Consider the following 14,554-nt stretch of genomic DNA (forward strand, 5'->3'; position numbering starts at 1 on the left):
CCGACTGTGCTATGCCTCACGCGCTTTGCCCGAAGCGGGCCCGGTAGGCGGCGGGGCTGGTTTGCAGTCGGGTGCGGAAATGATGGCGTAGGGTCGCCGGTGTGCCGAAGCCCGATGCGACCGCGATGTCGTCGAGTGACAGGCTTGCCCTGCGCTCCAGTAAGTCACAGGCGTGGCGCAGCCGGCGGGTTAGCAGGAATTCGCCGGGGCTGTGACCTGTCAGGTCGCGGAAGCGGCGCTGGAAGGTCCGGCTGCTCATCCCGGCCCGTGCTGCCATTTCGGCCAGTGTCACCTCGCGCTGCAGATTGGCCTCGATCCAGTCGATCAGCGGCCCCATCCGCTGTCCTTCGCGTTCCTGCGGTACCGGCCTCTCGATAAATTGCGCCTGTCCGCCTTCCCGATGCGGCGGGACCACAAGGCGGCGGGCAACGCTGTTGGCGGCATCCGCGCCGAAATCGCGGCGGACGACATGCAGGCACAGATCGATGCCGGCGGCACTGCCTGCAGCCGTCAGGATCTGACCCTCGTCGACATAGAGCACGTCGGGATCGAGATGGATCTCGGGATGCCTTTGCAAAATTGTGTCGGCATAGCGCCAGTGGGTCGTGGCTTTCCGGCCGTCAAGCAGCCCGGTCGCGGCCAGCACTGCCACACCGGAGCACAGCGACATCAGACGCGCACCCCGGGCATGGGCTGCCCGCAGCGCCTCGATCAAGGAGGCCGGAACAGGCTCATCGATCCCGCGCCAGCCTGCCACGACGATCAGATCTGCTTCCTTGAGGAGTTTCAGTCCACCTGAAGCGCTGACCGTCAGGCCGCCGGCAGCGCGCAGAGGGCCGTGCTCGATCGCCGCCGTTGCGTGACGATACCAGCCCTCTCCCATTTCCGGTCGTGCAAGGCCGAAGACCTCAACGGCAACCCCGAATTCGAAGGTGCAAAGGCCGTCATAGGCGAGCGTTACGACGCGTGGTCCTTTAAGCGGCGAGGATGTGAAAGGCGATGTCGATGTCATTGGCGTGATCTTTACGCATGTTGTCATTCACGCCAGTTTTCCGAATTCCCGGGAAAAGGCAAGGTCTTGTAATCAAAGACCGAACAGGAGCCTGCCATGCCAAGCCTCGTCAGTGAAATTCCCGCCGCCGATCCGGCCCTTGTCGCTCAGCATTATCAGGCGCGGCTCGCCTTCGAGACCGACTGCTGGGATGTGCATGAGGTGATGAGCCGCGGCGAGGCGGACTTCGTGCTTCTCGACGTGCGCGGACCGAAGCTTTACGAAAGGGGGCATGTGCCCGGCGCGATCAACCTGCCGCATGGCAAGATGACCGAGCGGAAGATGGCGGAATGGCCCGAAGATACGCTGTTCGTCGTCTATTGCGCTGGACCGCATTGCAACGGAACCGATCGCGCCGCACTGCGGTTGGCGAGGCTCGGGTGCCGGGTCAAGGTGATGATCGGCGGCATGACCGGCTGGGCGGATGAAGGTTTCGAGATCGAAAGCGGGGCCTGATCCTGGCTACCGGTTCGCTCATCCTGCCAGATGGGCGAACTCGGCGACGACCTCTTCGTAAACCCGGCGCTTGAAGGGCACGATGAGACCAGGCAGGTGCTGCATCGGTTTCCAGTCCCAGGCGTCGAATTCTGCCTCATGGCCACCCGGCGGAGGGTTGATGGCGATTTCGCTTTCGTCGCCTTCGAAGCGGAACGCGAACCAGCGCTGGGTCTGGCCGCGGAACTTGCCGCGCAGGCCAATCCCGATCAGATGCGCCGGCAGGTCGTAATTGATCCAACGGCCGGCTTCGGCGAGCAGGGAGACGGATTTCATGCCGGTCTCCTCATAAAGCTCGCGCATGGCGGCCGGTAGCGGATCTTCGCCCGGATCGATCCCACCCTGCGGCATCTGCCAGAGCTGGGGCGAACCGTCATATTCCGAATTGCCTTCGGAAAGGCGGCGTCCCGCCCAGACGAGACCCTCGCGGTTCAACACCATGATCCCGACACAGGGGCGATAGGGCAGATCTTCAGCCTTCACCTGGGGCTTGGTCGATTGGGGCTCGGTCATGATATCCTCAGGGGCTGTTGTCGTTGGCGAGCACCGAAACGCCGACGAATTCGATGCCGCGGGCGACTGCTTCATTACGCCATTCGGCGACCGCTGCAATGGTCTCGTCAAAAGCCGCACCGACGCCGATCGCCTGGCCGTTGCGCCGCGCAATACGCTCCAGTTCGTCGAGCTTCGCCAGGATCGCCTGGCGATCCACCTGCGCGTCGATCATCACGTCCGCATAGGCATGCGGGAAGCCGATCGCCTTGGCGAAATCACCCGACAGCGAGCGCGCGGTGGAGCCGTCGTCGAGGAACATCAGCCCGCGCTTGCCGATATCGCGCATGACAGGGTCCATGGCCTTGTCGTCGGCGAGGAAGCGGGCGCCCATATAGTTCATGATGCCGGTGTAGTTGGTGATCTGCGCCATGGCCTGGTGCAGGTTGGCGATATTGGTCGCTGCCGTTTTCTCGGCCAGCAACGCGCCGCGCCCCGGATCGTTGGCCGGATAATCGAAGGGCTCCATCGGCACCTGAAGAACGATCTCGTGTCCCTTGCGGCGCGCCTCCTGCATCCAGCGCTGCAGGCTGTTGCCCGTTGCGGCGAAAGCGAGGGTGATGTCCTCGGGCAGTTCGCGGATCGCCTTCTGGCTGCCGGTCTGGCTGAGGCCGATGCCGCCAATGACGATCGCGATCCGTGTGCCGCGTGCGCCGGACCACGGCCTCGCATAGAAATCGACGGGTCGGAGGCCGGAGGCAGACACGACAGGAAGTTCGCCCGCATCGGTGAGTTCGATCAGGTCTTCATTGGGCTGGCCGGCCAGTCGCGGATCCTGGGTCGACGCGGTGCCGATGATTACCGGCCCCTGTCGACCCGTCGGGCTGAAGGTCGTGACGACATTGCCGTCTGCGGTGGTGGTGCGGCGGAGCAGGGCTCCGTCGTTCGGACCGCTCCTGACGATGCCGGCTGCCTCATTCTGCGGTTCACTGCTTGCCGGGGTGTCTGGAGCCTCGGCCGTTTCCGGTGGTGCAGGGGCGAGATTGATCGGCGGGACCATGCGCAGGTTTGCCGGGGACAGGGCCGTCCATGCGGAAAAGCCTGCAAGGGAGACAACGGCAAGAACAGCCGCAAGACTGGACAAAGCAGAACTGCCTTTGCCTGGCTTCTTGTCCTTGCGCTCCTGTCCGAGCGGTGCATGAAGATCCATGCGATACTTCCAGTGATGTCGGCAGTCCGGATACAGAAAGACCGCCCGCGCATCTGTGATACGGGGGCGGTCAGATCAGATGCTTACTGCAGAGCGGCCTTCTGCGGATCGGCGGGGAAGGCCGGATCGGTCTTCACGCCACGCAGCAGATCGAGTGCATGGTTGAGCTGGACGTCGTCCTTGGCTTCCGGCGGCACGTAGGCAACCGAGCCGGAGCCTTCCTCGTTCTCGTTCTGGCCCTTGATGTGGCCTGGAAGAGAGGATTCGCCTTCGGTCCGCACCTTGCCCTGGAGCTCTTCCGGAAGCGGCTGCTCGACCTTGATGTCGGGCTCGATGCCGGTTCCCTGGATCGAACTGCCGGAGGGTGTGTAATAGAGTGCCGTTGTCAGGCGCAGTGCACCCTTGTCGCCCATCGGGATGATGGTCTGCACGGAACCCTTGCCGAAGGAGCGGGTGCCGAGCACGGTCGCACGCTTCAGATCCTGCAGCGCGCCGGCCACGATTTCCGATGCCGATGCCGAACCGCCATTGATCAGTACAACCACCGGCTTGCCGTCGGTCAGATCGCCTGCGGTGGCGTTGAAGCGGCGGGTATCCTGCGGATCGCGCGAACGGGTCGAAACCACCTCGCCACGCTCCAGGAAGGCGTCGGAGACGTAGATTGCCTGATCGAGCAGGCCGCCTGGATTGAGACGCAGGTCAAGGACATAGCCCTTCAACTTGTCTTCCGGGACTTCCTTCTTGATCTTCTCGATCGCCGCTTCCAGATCGTCATAGGTCTTCTCGGTAAACGAGATGACGCGCAGATAACCGACATCGCCCTCGACGCGCGACTTGACGGCGCGGATCGCAATGATCTCGCGGGTCACGGTGATGTCCAACGGCTTGTCGGCACCCTCGCGCAGGATGGTCAGCTTGATCGGGGTGTTGACCGCCCCACGCATCTTTTCGACAGCTTCCTCGAGCTTGAGGCCGCGCACGCTTTCGCCGTTGATTTCGGAGATGAAGTCGCCAGCGAGAATGCCGGCCTTGGAGCCGGGCGTGTCGTCGATCGGCGTGATGACCTTGACGAGTTCTTCCTCCATCGTGACTTCGATGCCGATGCCGCCGAATTCACCGCGCGTCTGGGTCTGCATGTCGGCCGCATCCTTGGCGTTCATGTAGACGGAGTGCGGATCCAGCGAGGTCAGCATGCCGTTGATGGCACTTTCAACCAGCTTGTTCTCGTCCGGCGGTGTCACGTATTGGGCGCGAATGCGCTCAAAGACATCGCCGAAGATCGACAGTTCACGATAGGTGGAATTGCCCGCAGCCTGCGCCGGAACACCCGCCGAATAAATGACGCTCATCGCGGTTGCGCCCATCAATGCGCCGACGAGGAGAAGAGAGACCCTACGTATCATTCTGTGCCTTTCCAGAATCGCCTCCGACCCACCAGGGACGGGAATCAACCGGTTTACCGTCTTTCCGAAGTTCAATGTAAAGCGTCGGCCGATCGGTTTCCAGCGCCAATACTGTCGCGCTTGCTACTCTTTTCTCACCCATGGTCGCCAGAGGCTCCCCAGAGAGGACGAACTTGCCTTGGCTCGTGCTGATCCGGTCCATGCCAGACAGCACCATATGATAGCCGTCGCCCGTATTCAGAATGATCATCTGGCCGTAGCTTCGGAAATTTCCAGCAAACACTACCCATGCATCGGCCGGTGCGGTCACCAGCGACCCGGGCTGTGAGGCAATGACGATGCCCTGCGCCTGGTGGCCTGTCCCGTCCGGATCGCCGAACTGTCGCAGGGTTTCGCCGGCAACCGGCAAGTCCAGTTTCTGCTTCAGCTCAGAGAACGGATATGCTGGCGCAATGCGGTTTTTATCGGGCAGTCCAGACTGAGCGAGCTCCAGCGCGCGGGCTCTCTGCTCCTCGCTCATCTGGCTACGCCTTGCCTCTTCGGCGCGTGCAAGTTCTGCCGCCTGGCGCACCGAAGTGATCTCGCTTTCGAGTGACCGGATCAGGGCCTCCATCGTCGAGGCACGTTCGGCAAGTGCCTCCGATTGCTTGCGTTCTGCCTGCAGCTGCAGCGAATTCGTGCGGGCGAGCCGATCGTTCTCGACAACGAGAAGATCCATCCGCCGCTCTTCTTCCTGGCGGTTGGCGATGGCCGCGACGAGGCTGTCCATCTCCTGCTTCCCCGCATTCCTGAGCGCGATCAACTCTTCGAGATCGGCGGCCAGCTTGTCCGTCTCGTGGCGAATGCCGGGGACGACCGCACCCAGAAGGATCGCTGTGCGGACGGAGCCGAGTGCGTCCTCGGGACTGACCAGCAGGGCCGGCGGCGGATTGCGGCCCATCCGCTGGAGAGCGGCCAGGACCTCCGCCAGCGTCGCCCGACGCTCCCGGAAGGAGCCACGGATCTCATCCTCACGAAGGCCGATATCGGCGAGCCGCTTCTCGCCCTGGTTGATCTGATTTTCGATGTCCTTGCGGCGTTTGGCCGATTCGATCAGCGCCGTCTTCAGGCTCTCCGAGGTCTTTTCCAGCTCTGCGATGCTGTTCTCAAGTTCGGTCGCCTTTTCTTCCGACAGCTTCATGCTGGCGGCGATTTCCTGCAACTCCGAGCTCACCTGATCGCGTTTGGAACGCAGTTCGAGGGCTGGATCAGGCGCCGGATCCGGTATGATACGGTCACCCGTTGCTGCCGGCGCCTGGGGCAGCGCGCCAGTGGTGGTATCAGTATCCGCAGGCGTGTTCTGTTGCGCATGGGTCGAAAGCGGGGATGCCGACGCCAGGAGTGCCGCCAGAACAAAGGCCGCCGCCAAGCCAACCTTGCGGCGGCTGCCGTCGATCAGACGTGCATTGTCATTGGCTGCAGTGGGCAAAGGCTTCATCCGGTTCGGCGGGAAAATACGCTGATTTGCGAACAAGGCAAAGGTATGCCGCGCCGATCGTGATCGGCGCCTCAAACGCGGTGATAGGGATGTCCCGTCAGGATGGTCACGGCCCGGTAAAGCTGCTCGGCAATCAGGATGCGGACCAGCTGATGTGGCCAGGTCAGTTTGCCAAGATTGAGGACGAGGCGGGCACGATCTCTGAGGTCGGGATCGATACCATCGGCACCGCCGATGACGAAGGCCATGTCGCGCTGGCCGTTGTCGGCAGCGTCGCCGACGAATTTCGCAAATTCGGCGCTGTCAAAGGCCTTGCCGCGCTCGTCGAGGACGACGATCAGCGCGCCGTCAGGGATCTGGCGGGAAAGCTCCTGGGCTTCCTCGCGCTTTCTCGTGTCGGCATTGCCGGCGCGGCTTTCATTCAGCTCCACGGAGCGCGTGAATTCCAGGCCGCATTGCGGTCCGGCCTTGGCGAAGCGGTCCAGATAGCGGGACGCGAGTTCCTTCTCCGGACCGGCTTTCAGCCGGCCCACGGCATAGATGCCAATTTTCATGCGGGCAGTCCCAGTTTCAGGTCACAAAACCATCTCTATCGGCAGGAAGTGACCCGCCGTGTCAATCCGGCTTCGGGACCGTCCTTGAAGACGGCCGGCCGTTTTCAGTGCAGGCGATCCTCGATATCCGGCGTGGCCCACATCCTTTCCAGGTTGTAGACCTCACGAATTTCGGGTCGGAACACATGCACGATGATGTCTCCCGTGTCGATCAGGACCCAATCTCCATTCTCAAGGCCTTCGACGCGGGCGGAACCCAGGCCTTCGTCCTTCAGGTCGGAAATGAGGTGTTCGCTGATCGCCGAGACATGACGGTTCGAGCGTCCGGATACGACCACCATGTAGTCGCCCAGCGCCGATTTTCCGGCAATGTCGATAGAGACGATGTCTTCTGCTTTCGAGTCCTCGAGGCTTGCGAGGACCAGCTCAAGCGCACGGGCTGCAGCATCGGCGCCACGTTCCATGCTCTTCGGGATAGCGCGGGAGGCGCGTCCCTTGGTGTGTACTGTTGTCAGAGTTCGTCCTTTCCTTGGCAAAACAGAACAGCACGTCTGCGATTCTCATAACTTCGATCGCAGACAAAAGGTGGCATCGATCCATTAAACTTTCAAGGCATGGTCGCAGATGCGGGGGCTTTGCGTCGTCATTGTCGCACGGTGCCGGCGGCCGCTCGGATCGCCGACGAGCTCAGCGTCGAACGTGGCCCATGAATGAAGGTCCAGGCCGGCGCCCGCTTCTGCCACAGCACGCCAGCATCCTCCTCATCGACACGCGCATAGTCGAAGGTGCGGGCCATCTTCGAGGAGAGATAGGCGAGCGTCGAGCCGGGTCGGTCGATCACGGCGATCGGGAAGGTGGTGGCGATCTTCTGCCAGCGCTGCCAGCGATGGAAACCGGCGAGATTGTCGGCCCCCATGATCCAGATGAAATGGGCATGTGGATTGCGAGTGCGGATGAACTCGAGCGTGCGTGCGGTGTAACTCGTGCCGAGCGATTTCTCGAAGGCGGTGACCTTGATGCGCGGATCCGTGGCCAACTGCTCGCACGCCTTCAGGCGCTCTGCGAGAGGCATCAGCTCCGTTCGGCTCTTCAACGGGTTGCCCGGTGTCACAAGCCACCAGAGCTGGTCAAGACCAAGGCGACGCAAAGCGATCTCTGCGACCAGCAGGTGTCCCGGATGCGGCGGGTTGAAGGAACCGCCGAAGAGGCCGATCACCATGCCGCGCTCGACATGCGGCATCACGAGATGGCGATGGGCGAGCGCCGTTTCCGCCACGTCAGGGACGGACCTGGCCGGTGCCGCGGACGCGGTACTTGAAGGATGTCAGCTGCTCGACGCCCACGGGCCCGCGCGCATGCATCTTTCCGGTCGCGATGCCGATCTCGGCGCCCATGCCGAATTCGCCGCCATCAGCGAACTGGGTTGATGCGTTGTGCAGCAGGATGGCGGAATCGATCTCGTTGAAGAAGCGTTCGACGACGGCGGGGTCTTCGGCAATCACGGCTTCGGTGTGGTTCGACGAATAGCGAGCGATATGATCGATCGCACCACCAATGCCGTCGACAATGGCAACGGAAATGATCGCGTCGAGATATTCCGTGCGCCAGTCCTCCTCCGTTGCCGGCTTGAGGCCTGGCATGACCCGGAGCACTGTCGCGGAAGCGCGGACTTCGCAGCCCGCTTCGGTCAGCGCCTCGATCAGGGGCTGCAGATGGGTACCGATTGCGGCGCTGTCGATCAGCAGGGTTTCAGCCGAACCGCAGATGCCGGTGCGGCGCATCTTGGCGTTGACGACGATCTTCTTCGCCATCTCCAGATCGGCGGAGCCGTCGACATAGACGTGGCAGAGACCTTCGAGATGGGCAAAGACCGGGACGCGTGCTTCCTGCTGAACCCGCGCGACGAGGCTTTTGCCGCCGCGCGGCACAATCACGTCGATCGATCCCTCGAGGCCGGAAAGCAGAGCGCCGACGGCGGCACGATCCGTGGTCGGCACAAGCTGGATGGCGTCAGCCGGCAGGTCGGCGGAGAGAAGGCCCTTCACCAGGCAGGCATGGATAGCGCGCGATGAATTGGCCGAATCCGAGCCGCCGCGCAGGATCACGGCATTGCCGGCCTTCAGGCAAAGTGCGCCGGCATCGGCCGTCACGTTGGGGCGGCTTTCGTAGATCACGCCGATGACGCCGAGCGGCGTGCGCACGCGCTCGATATGCAGGCCGTTCGGACGGTCCCATTCGGTGATGACAGTGCCGACGGGGTCGCGCAGTTCGGCGATCTCGCGCATCGACCGGGCGATCGCGGCGATACGATCAGAATTCAAGGTGAGCCGGTCGATGAAGGATGCGGCAAGGCCCGATTCTGCCGCATTCTTGAGGTCGATCGTATTGGCCGCGAGGATGTCGGACTCGGCGGTCATCAAGGCGTCGGCCATGGCGAGAAGTGCCCGGTTCTTCGCTTCGGTCGATGCGATCGCCAGTGGTCTTGCTGCCGCGCGGGCGCGGCGGCCGATGTCGAGCATCAGGCCTTCGACGGAGTTCTGGTTCGACACGGTATCATGCATGGGCGGCATCCTTCCGGTCACCGGCTGCGGCTTCGCGCTGGCCGAGTTCGGTCATGACGAGGTCGTCGCGATGGATCATCGCAGCGCGACCGGCATAACCAAGGATATTCTCGATCTCGTTGGATTTGCGGCCGCAGATGCGGCGCGCCTCATCGGCGTCGTAACCCGCCAGACCGCGGGCGATCTCGCGACCCTCGATCGTGACGATCGAAACCGTATCGCCGCGATGGAAGGCGCCGGAGACGGAGCGGACACCGGCCGGGAGCAGGCTCTTGCCCGAGCGAAGCGCGCCTTCGGCGCCGTTGTCGACCTGGAGCGTGCCCGCCGGCTGGAGCTGACCTGCGATCCAGGTCTTGCGTGCCGTAACGGGCGACTTGGATGCCGCAAACCAGGAATGGCGGGCTCCATTCTCGATCGATGACAGCGGGTTCATCGTCTTGCCGGAAGCGATGATCATGGCGCAGCCAGCGCTGGTTGCGATCTTGCCGGCATCGATCTTGGTGCGCATGCCTCCACGGGAGAGCTCGGAGGCTGCGCCCCCGGCCATGGCTTCGATTGCGGGCGTGATTTCCTCGATCGTATCGAGAAACTGCGCCTCAGGATCGAGGTGCGGCGGGGCGGTATAGAGGCCGTCGATATCGGAGAGCAGCACAAGCAGGTCGGCGCCGGCCATGGTTGCCACTCGGGCTGCCAGGCGGTCGTTATCGCCGTAGCGAATTTCGGTGGTGGCGACCGTGTCGTTCTCGTTGATGATCGGGATGGCGCCAATCTTCAAGAGCTGGCTGAGGGTGGCGCGGGCGTTCAGGTAACGCCGGCGTTCCTCGGTGTCGCCGAGCGTCAGCAGGATCTGTCCAGCGACGATCTGGTGGCGAGACAGGCTTTCCGACCAGTGGCGGGCAAGCGCGATCTGGCCGACGGCAGCACAGGCCTGGCTCTCCTCAAGCTTGAGGGCACCGGAGGGCATGTCGAGCACGGTGCGGCCGAGCGCAATCGCGCCCGAGGAGACGACGAGAACGTCGGTCCCACGGGCTTTCAGAGCTGCGATATCGTCACAGATTGCATCGAGCCATTGCTTGCGGATTCCGGAGCCGCGATCGACCAGAAGGGCGGATCCGATCTTGATGACGACCCGCTTGACGCGGGAGAGCGAGCGGAGCCGGGTGGACATCAATCGTCGCCTTCTCCGTCGAAACCGGTTTCCAGATTTCCGTCGTCATCCCGCTTGCGGCGGTTCTTCTCGCGCTTTTCGGGCAGGGGCTGGTTACTCTGGGCAGCGACGATGATATCGCGCAGGGCACGCAGCGCATCTGTCATGCCCTTGCCGGTTATGGCGGAGAGCAGGAGCGGTGTCTGGCCGCAGGCCTTCTTCAGTTCCGCCGCTTTCTTCTTCAGTTCCGCTTCGTCGAGGACGTCGATCTGCGAGAGGGCAACGATTTCCGGCTTGTCATCCAGGCCTCCGCCATAGGCATCAAGCTCGTAGCGCACCGTCTTATAAGCCTTGCCGACCTCTTCTTCCTGGGCGGAAACGAGATGCAGGAGGACACGGGTGCGCTCGACATGGCCGAGGAAACGGTCGCCGATGCCGACACCTTCATGGGCGCCTTCGATCAGGCCCGGAATATCGGCGAGGATGAATTCGCGTTCGTCGACGGTGGCCACACCCAGGTTCGGGTGCAAGGTCGTGAATGGGTAATTGGCGATCTTCGGCCGGGCACGCGTGACGGATGCCAGGAAAGTCGATTTGCCGGCATTGGGCAGCCCGACGAGACCGGCATCGGCGATCAGCTTCAGCCGCAGCCAGACGGTCTTTTCTTCACCTTCGAGGCCCGGATTGGCCCAGTCCGGTGCCTGGTTGGTCGCGGTCTTGAAATGGGCGTTGCCGAAGCCGCCATTGCCGCCCTTGGCGATGCGGAAACGCTGGCCCTCGACCGTCATGTCGACGATCAGGGTTTCGTTGTCTTCCTCGAAGATCTGGGTGCCGACAGGCACCTTGAGTGTCACGTCTTCGCCGTTTGCGCCCGTGCGGTTGCGGCCCATGCCGTGGGTGCCGGTCTTCGCCTTGAAATGCTGCTGGAAGCGAAAGTCGATGAGGGTGTTCAGGCCGTTGACGGCTTCGACCCAGACGTCACCGCCCCGGCCGCCGTCGCCGCCGTCAGGTCCGCCGAATTCGATGAACTTTTCGCGCCGAAATGAGACAGCACCGCCGCCGCCGTCGCCCGAGCGAATATATACCTTAGCCTCGTCGAGAAATTTCATCTTGCTGCCGTCAATTCTTCTGTCAGGTTCTGCGCGGAGAGTTGCGGCCATCGATATAGCCGCTTGGCGCGGAGGTCAAAGAGTATCGTGAAGTTCGTCAGCTACAACATCCAGTATGGTTTCGGCCAGGACGGGCGTTTTGACCCTGATCGGATCGCCGACAGCATCCGCGATGCGGACGTGATTGCGCTGCAGGAGGTGACCCGTGGCTATAGCCGGAACGGTTACGCCGATCTGGTAGAGACCTTTTCCGCATTGTTTCCAGACTACTTTACATCCTTCGGTCCGGCTTGCGACGTACTGGTCGATCACGCGATAACCGACGGTCGCCTCCGTGAGCGGCGTTTCCAGTTCGGCAACATGGTGCTGTCGCGCTTTCCGATCCGGGCCAGCCGCAACCTGCTCCTGCCGCGCAACCGGACCTTCGACAAGCTCAACCTGCAGCGGGGCGCGCTGGAGGCCGTCATCGAGGCACCTGATAGGGCGCTGCGGGTCTATTCCGTCCATTTGGATCATGTTTCCCCGGACGAGCGGCTGGCGCAGATCGCCTATCTCAAGGAACGTGTCTGTGACTACCTGTCCGAGGGCGGGGCGCTTACGGGTGCCATCGAATTCGCCGTCACTGATCCGCCGTTGCCGGAGGATTTTCTTGTCATGGGTGACTTCAACATGGAGCCGGAAAGCCCTGAATACATCGCCATGGTCGGGCGAAACGACGCCTATTATGGACGTGCGCCGAGAGCGGGCTATCCTGTCGATGTCGAAGCTCAGCTCAAATCGCGGCCTGCGGATGGCTATAGCTGGATCAGCGAGGACGGATCGCGGCGCATGCATCTCGATTACTGCTTCGTCAGCGGCGGGCTCGTCGATCGGCTGAGGGGCTGCCATGTGGATCGGTCCGCCGTCGGATCTGACCATTTCCCGGTCTGGGTCGAACTGGCGGAAGGTTGAACTCCGGGCGACTGGCGCCCGGAGCATTGATGGCTATGCAAGTCTCTTGCGGGCGGCGAAGTCTTGCTGGGCGAGACGGAATTCGACCAGCGGCGCCATGGCGTTGCGCGCCTTGGAGAACACGTCACTCACGCCGACCGTGCGGAAGCCGCGGGCTTCCAGCAATCGGAGCGATGCCGGGTTGTCGGCAAAGGCGCCGCCGAAGATTTCGGCACCGCCCATGCGCCGGAAGAAGCGTTCAAGGGCTGCCTCGACGGCCTCGGACATCAGGCCGCGTCCCCAGTAGAAGCGATTCAACCAGTAGCCGATGTGCCAAAGGCCATGGCGGAGCTCCAGGGAGACCACGCCCACATGGACGCCATCGAGCGTGATCGCGAAGTGCCAGTCTGGCTTCAGGCCTGACGTCACCATGTTCAACCAGTCGCGTCCGTCCTCGCGATCGTAGGGAACCGGCACGCGCGTCAGCATGCGGGCGACCGCGAAATCACTCAGCGAATTCGCAATCGCTTCCGCGTCCTGCATGCGATGCGGACGAAGCACCAGGCGATCCGTTTCGATGACCGGGCAGGGTCCGGGCATGGACGTTTCGAGCACCGGTCTTTCTGCAACAAGCGCGCTCATCGCATTTCCCCCCAGCTCTTCAAGGACAGCCAGGTCTTGCGGTCAAGCCGGTACCATTCGACCGGGACTGTTCCGCCCATGGCGAGGTTGCCGACCATGCCTGTTCCCTGGAACTGGAAGCCGCACTTCTGGATGACGCGGCGCGAGGCAATGTTCGTCACCCGGCAGCGCGCATCGATGCGGCTCACCCATTCACGGGTGCGGAAGGCCATGTCGATCAGTGCATGGGCCGCTTCCGTGGCGTAACCCTTGTTCCAGTAGGGTTCCCCCAGCCAGTAACCCATTTCCAGGATGGTATCGTCGGCCGGATTGGGCTCCAGCGCGCAGCAACCGAGGAACTCGCCGTTGTCCGCTTTGGTGATGGCATAGACGCACTTGCCGATCTCGCCGATATTCGTGCGTCGCACGAAGTCGGCCGCGTCTTTTGCCGTGTAGGGATGCGGCATGCGCGCCACCATGGTGGCGATGGCGGCGTTGTTGGCGAGATGGGCAAGGGCGTCGATGTCTTCGATGTGGGGTGCGCGCAGGACGAGCCTTTGCGACAATAAGACAGGGCAATCGCTCCTCGGCCGATCGGGCCTTGGCTGCTCTTCGGGTGACCGTGATTGGTCATCCCTCAACATCAGACTTTGCATGGTTCAGTCTCCTTCGTTGGACAAGAAAAAAGGGGAGATGGCGCCCCATCTCCCCTTTTTCTAGACTGAACCTGGTTCGGTCAGCCGGGTCGATGAGACGCCGGCTGTTAAACGCTACCGGCTTTATTCTGCTGCTTCGGCTTTCGGCATGACGGACACGTATACCTTGCCGTTCGCCTTGGTACGGTAGTTCACATTGCCAGCCGTGAGTGCAAAGAGGGTATGGTCCTTGCCCATGCCGACGTTTGCGTCCGGATGCCACTGGGTGCCGCGCTGACGCACGATGATGTTGCCCGGAATGACGACTTCGCCACCGAACTTCTTCACGCCGAGGCGCTTGGAATTGGAATCGCGACCGTTGCGCGAGGAACCGCCAGCTTTTTTGTGTGCCATTGGATTGCTCCTTTAAACCTAGTTATCAGCGTTTCAGGCTGCGACGATGTCGGTGATGCGCACCACTGTGTGGTGCTGACGATGGCCGCGCGAACGCTTGGAGTTCTGACGACGACGCTTCTTGAAGGCGATGACCTTCTTGCCGCGGGTCTGCTCGACAACTTCTGCCGTGACCTTGGCGCCAGCCACGAAGGGCGCGCCGATGGTTGCGGTTTCGCCTTCGCCGACGACGAGGATCTCGGTGAATTCGATGGTTGCGCCAGCTTCGGCTTCCAGCTTTTCGATGGTCAGCACGTCGTTGGCGTTAACGCGGTACTGCTTACCGCCGGTCTTGATGACTGCGAACATTTTTTATCCTTTCATGTTCGTTCCGGCTCTCCCCTTGCGAGGGGCCGTCTTTTTGCCAGTCGGAGGAGCAGGATGTTGATCCCGCCGGTTCACTTCGCAGATGGCGA

General features: G+C 62.4%; 17 protein-coding genes. 2 read left to right on the forward strand and 15 right to left on the reverse strand.

The window, feature by feature from the left end; genetic code table 11:
- Positions 1-16: 16 nt before the first annotated feature.
- Positions 17-1,039 (reverse strand): transcriptional regulator FtrA, encoded by a 1,023-nt coding sequence (gene ftrA / locus SJY08_RS19675; protein WP_377277732.1) that lies wholly within the window; start codon positions 1,037-1,039, stop codon positions 17-19.
- 69 nt (positions 1,040-1,108) lie between these two features.
- Between ftrA and SJY08_RS19680 the strand changes: the two genes are divergently transcribed.
- Positions 1,109-1,507 carry a rhodanese-like domain-containing protein gene (locus tag SJY08_RS19680; protein ID WP_069042800.1) on the forward strand — a complete coding sequence of 133 codons (399 nt, stop codon included), beginning with the start codon at positions 1,109-1,111 and terminating at the stop codon, positions 1,505-1,507.
- A gap of 18 nt (positions 1,508-1,525) precedes the next feature.
- On the opposite strand, the gene SJY08_RS19685 is transcribed toward SJY08_RS19680, so the two are convergent.
- The 10 genes from SJY08_RS19685 to obgE form a co-directional block, all read right to left on the reverse strand.
- Positions 1,526-2,059: an RNA pyrophosphohydrolase gene (locus tag SJY08_RS19685; protein WP_377277734.1), complete on the reverse strand. Its 534-nt coding sequence runs from the start codon at positions 2,057-2,059 to the stop codon at positions 1,526-1,528.
- Positions 2,060-2,066: 7 nt separating this feature from the next.
- A complete protein-coding gene (locus SJY08_RS19690) occupies positions 2,067-3,248 on the reverse strand; it encodes a divergent polysaccharide deacetylase family protein (RefSeq protein ID WP_300888682.1) in 1,182 nt (393 codons plus the stop codon).
- 83 nt (positions 3,249-3,331) lie between these two features.
- Positions 3,332-4,651 carry a S41 family peptidase gene (locus tag SJY08_RS19695; protein WP_054150246.1) on the reverse strand — a complete coding sequence of 440 codons (1,320 nt, stop codon included), beginning with the start codon at positions 4,649-4,651 and terminating at the stop codon, positions 3,332-3,334.
- Entirely contained in the window at positions 4,641-6,128 is a 1,488-nt protein-coding gene (locus tag SJY08_RS19700) for a murein hydrolase activator EnvC family protein (protein ID WP_377277737.1), read from the reverse strand. The genes SJY08_RS19695 and SJY08_RS19700 overlap by 11 nt, the downstream gene beginning before the upstream one ends.
- A gap of 71 nt (positions 6,129-6,199) precedes the next feature.
- Positions 6,200-6,682 carry a 23S rRNA (pseudouridine(1915)-N(3))-methyltransferase RlmH gene (gene rlmH, locus SJY08_RS19705; RefSeq protein ID WP_006724334.1) on the reverse strand — a complete coding sequence of 161 codons (483 nt, stop codon included), beginning with the start codon at positions 6,680-6,682 and terminating at the stop codon, positions 6,200-6,202.
- A 104-nt stretch (positions 6,683-6,786) separates the two neighbouring features.
- Positions 6,787-7,146 (reverse strand): ribosome silencing factor, encoded by a 360-nt coding sequence (rsfS, locus tag SJY08_RS19710; RefSeq protein ID WP_236759261.1) that lies wholly within the window; start codon positions 7,144-7,146, stop codon positions 6,787-6,789.
- A 179-nt stretch (positions 7,147-7,325) separates the two neighbouring features.
- Positions 7,326-7,922: a nicotinate-nucleotide adenylyltransferase gene (locus SJY08_RS19715; RefSeq protein WP_054150429.1), complete on the reverse strand. Its 597-nt coding sequence runs from the start codon at positions 7,920-7,922 to the stop codon at positions 7,326-7,328.
- 37 nt (positions 7,923-7,959) lie between these two features.
- Entirely contained in the window at positions 7,960-9,243 is a 1,284-nt protein-coding gene (locus SJY08_RS19720) for a glutamate-5-semialdehyde dehydrogenase (RefSeq protein ID WP_069042804.1), read from the reverse strand.
- On the reverse strand, positions 9,236-10,411 hold the full coding sequence (gene proB, locus SJY08_RS19725; protein WP_054150249.1) for a glutamate 5-kinase: 1,176 nt from the start codon (positions 10,409-10,411) through the stop codon (positions 9,236-9,238). Before proB ends, SJY08_RS19720 begins: the two co-directional genes overlap by 8 nt.
- On the reverse strand, positions 10,411-11,499 hold the full coding sequence (gene obgE, locus SJY08_RS19730) for a GTPase ObgE (protein WP_377277741.1): 1,089 nt from the start codon (positions 11,497-11,499) through the stop codon (positions 10,411-10,413). The genes proB and obgE overlap by 1 nt, the downstream gene beginning before the upstream one ends.
- A gap of 87 nt (positions 11,500-11,586) precedes the next feature.
- Between obgE and SJY08_RS19735 the strand changes: the two genes are divergently transcribed.
- Positions 11,587-12,450 (forward strand): endonuclease/exonuclease/phosphatase family protein, encoded by an 864-nt coding sequence (locus tag SJY08_RS19735; protein ID WP_377277743.1) that lies wholly within the window; start codon positions 11,587-11,589, stop codon positions 12,448-12,450.
- A 33-nt stretch (positions 12,451-12,483) separates the two neighbouring features.
- On the opposite strand, the gene SJY08_RS19740 is transcribed toward SJY08_RS19735, so the two are convergent.
- The 4 genes from SJY08_RS19740 to rplU form a co-directional block, all read right to left on the reverse strand.
- Complete coding sequence (locus SJY08_RS19740; protein WP_377277745.1) at positions 12,484-13,071, reverse strand: GNAT family N-acetyltransferase; 588 nt, start codon at positions 13,069-13,071, stop codon at positions 12,484-12,486.
- Positions 13,068-13,706 carry a GNAT family N-acetyltransferase gene (locus SJY08_RS19745; RefSeq protein WP_054150253.1) on the reverse strand — a complete coding sequence of 213 codons (639 nt, stop codon included), beginning with the start codon at positions 13,704-13,706 and terminating at the stop codon, positions 13,068-13,070. Before SJY08_RS19745 ends, SJY08_RS19740 begins: the two co-directional genes overlap by 4 nt.
- A 123-nt stretch (positions 13,707-13,829) precedes the next feature.
- Positions 13,830-14,099, reverse strand: coding sequence for a 50S ribosomal protein L27 (rpmA, locus tag SJY08_RS19750; protein ID WP_006724343.1), 270 nt, complete (start codon positions 14,097-14,099; stop codon positions 13,830-13,832).
- A 33-nt stretch (positions 14,100-14,132) separates the two neighbouring features.
- Positions 14,133-14,447, reverse strand: coding sequence for a 50S ribosomal protein L21 (gene rplU, locus SJY08_RS19755; protein ID WP_054150254.1), 315 nt, complete (start codon positions 14,445-14,447; stop codon positions 14,133-14,135).
- Positions 14,448-14,554 lie beyond the last annotated feature (107 nt).

This window comes from Rhizobium sp. R86522 (genome assembly GCF_042466255.1).
GTDB lineage: Bacteria > Pseudomonadota > Alphaproteobacteria > Rhizobiales > Rhizobiaceae > Allorhizobium.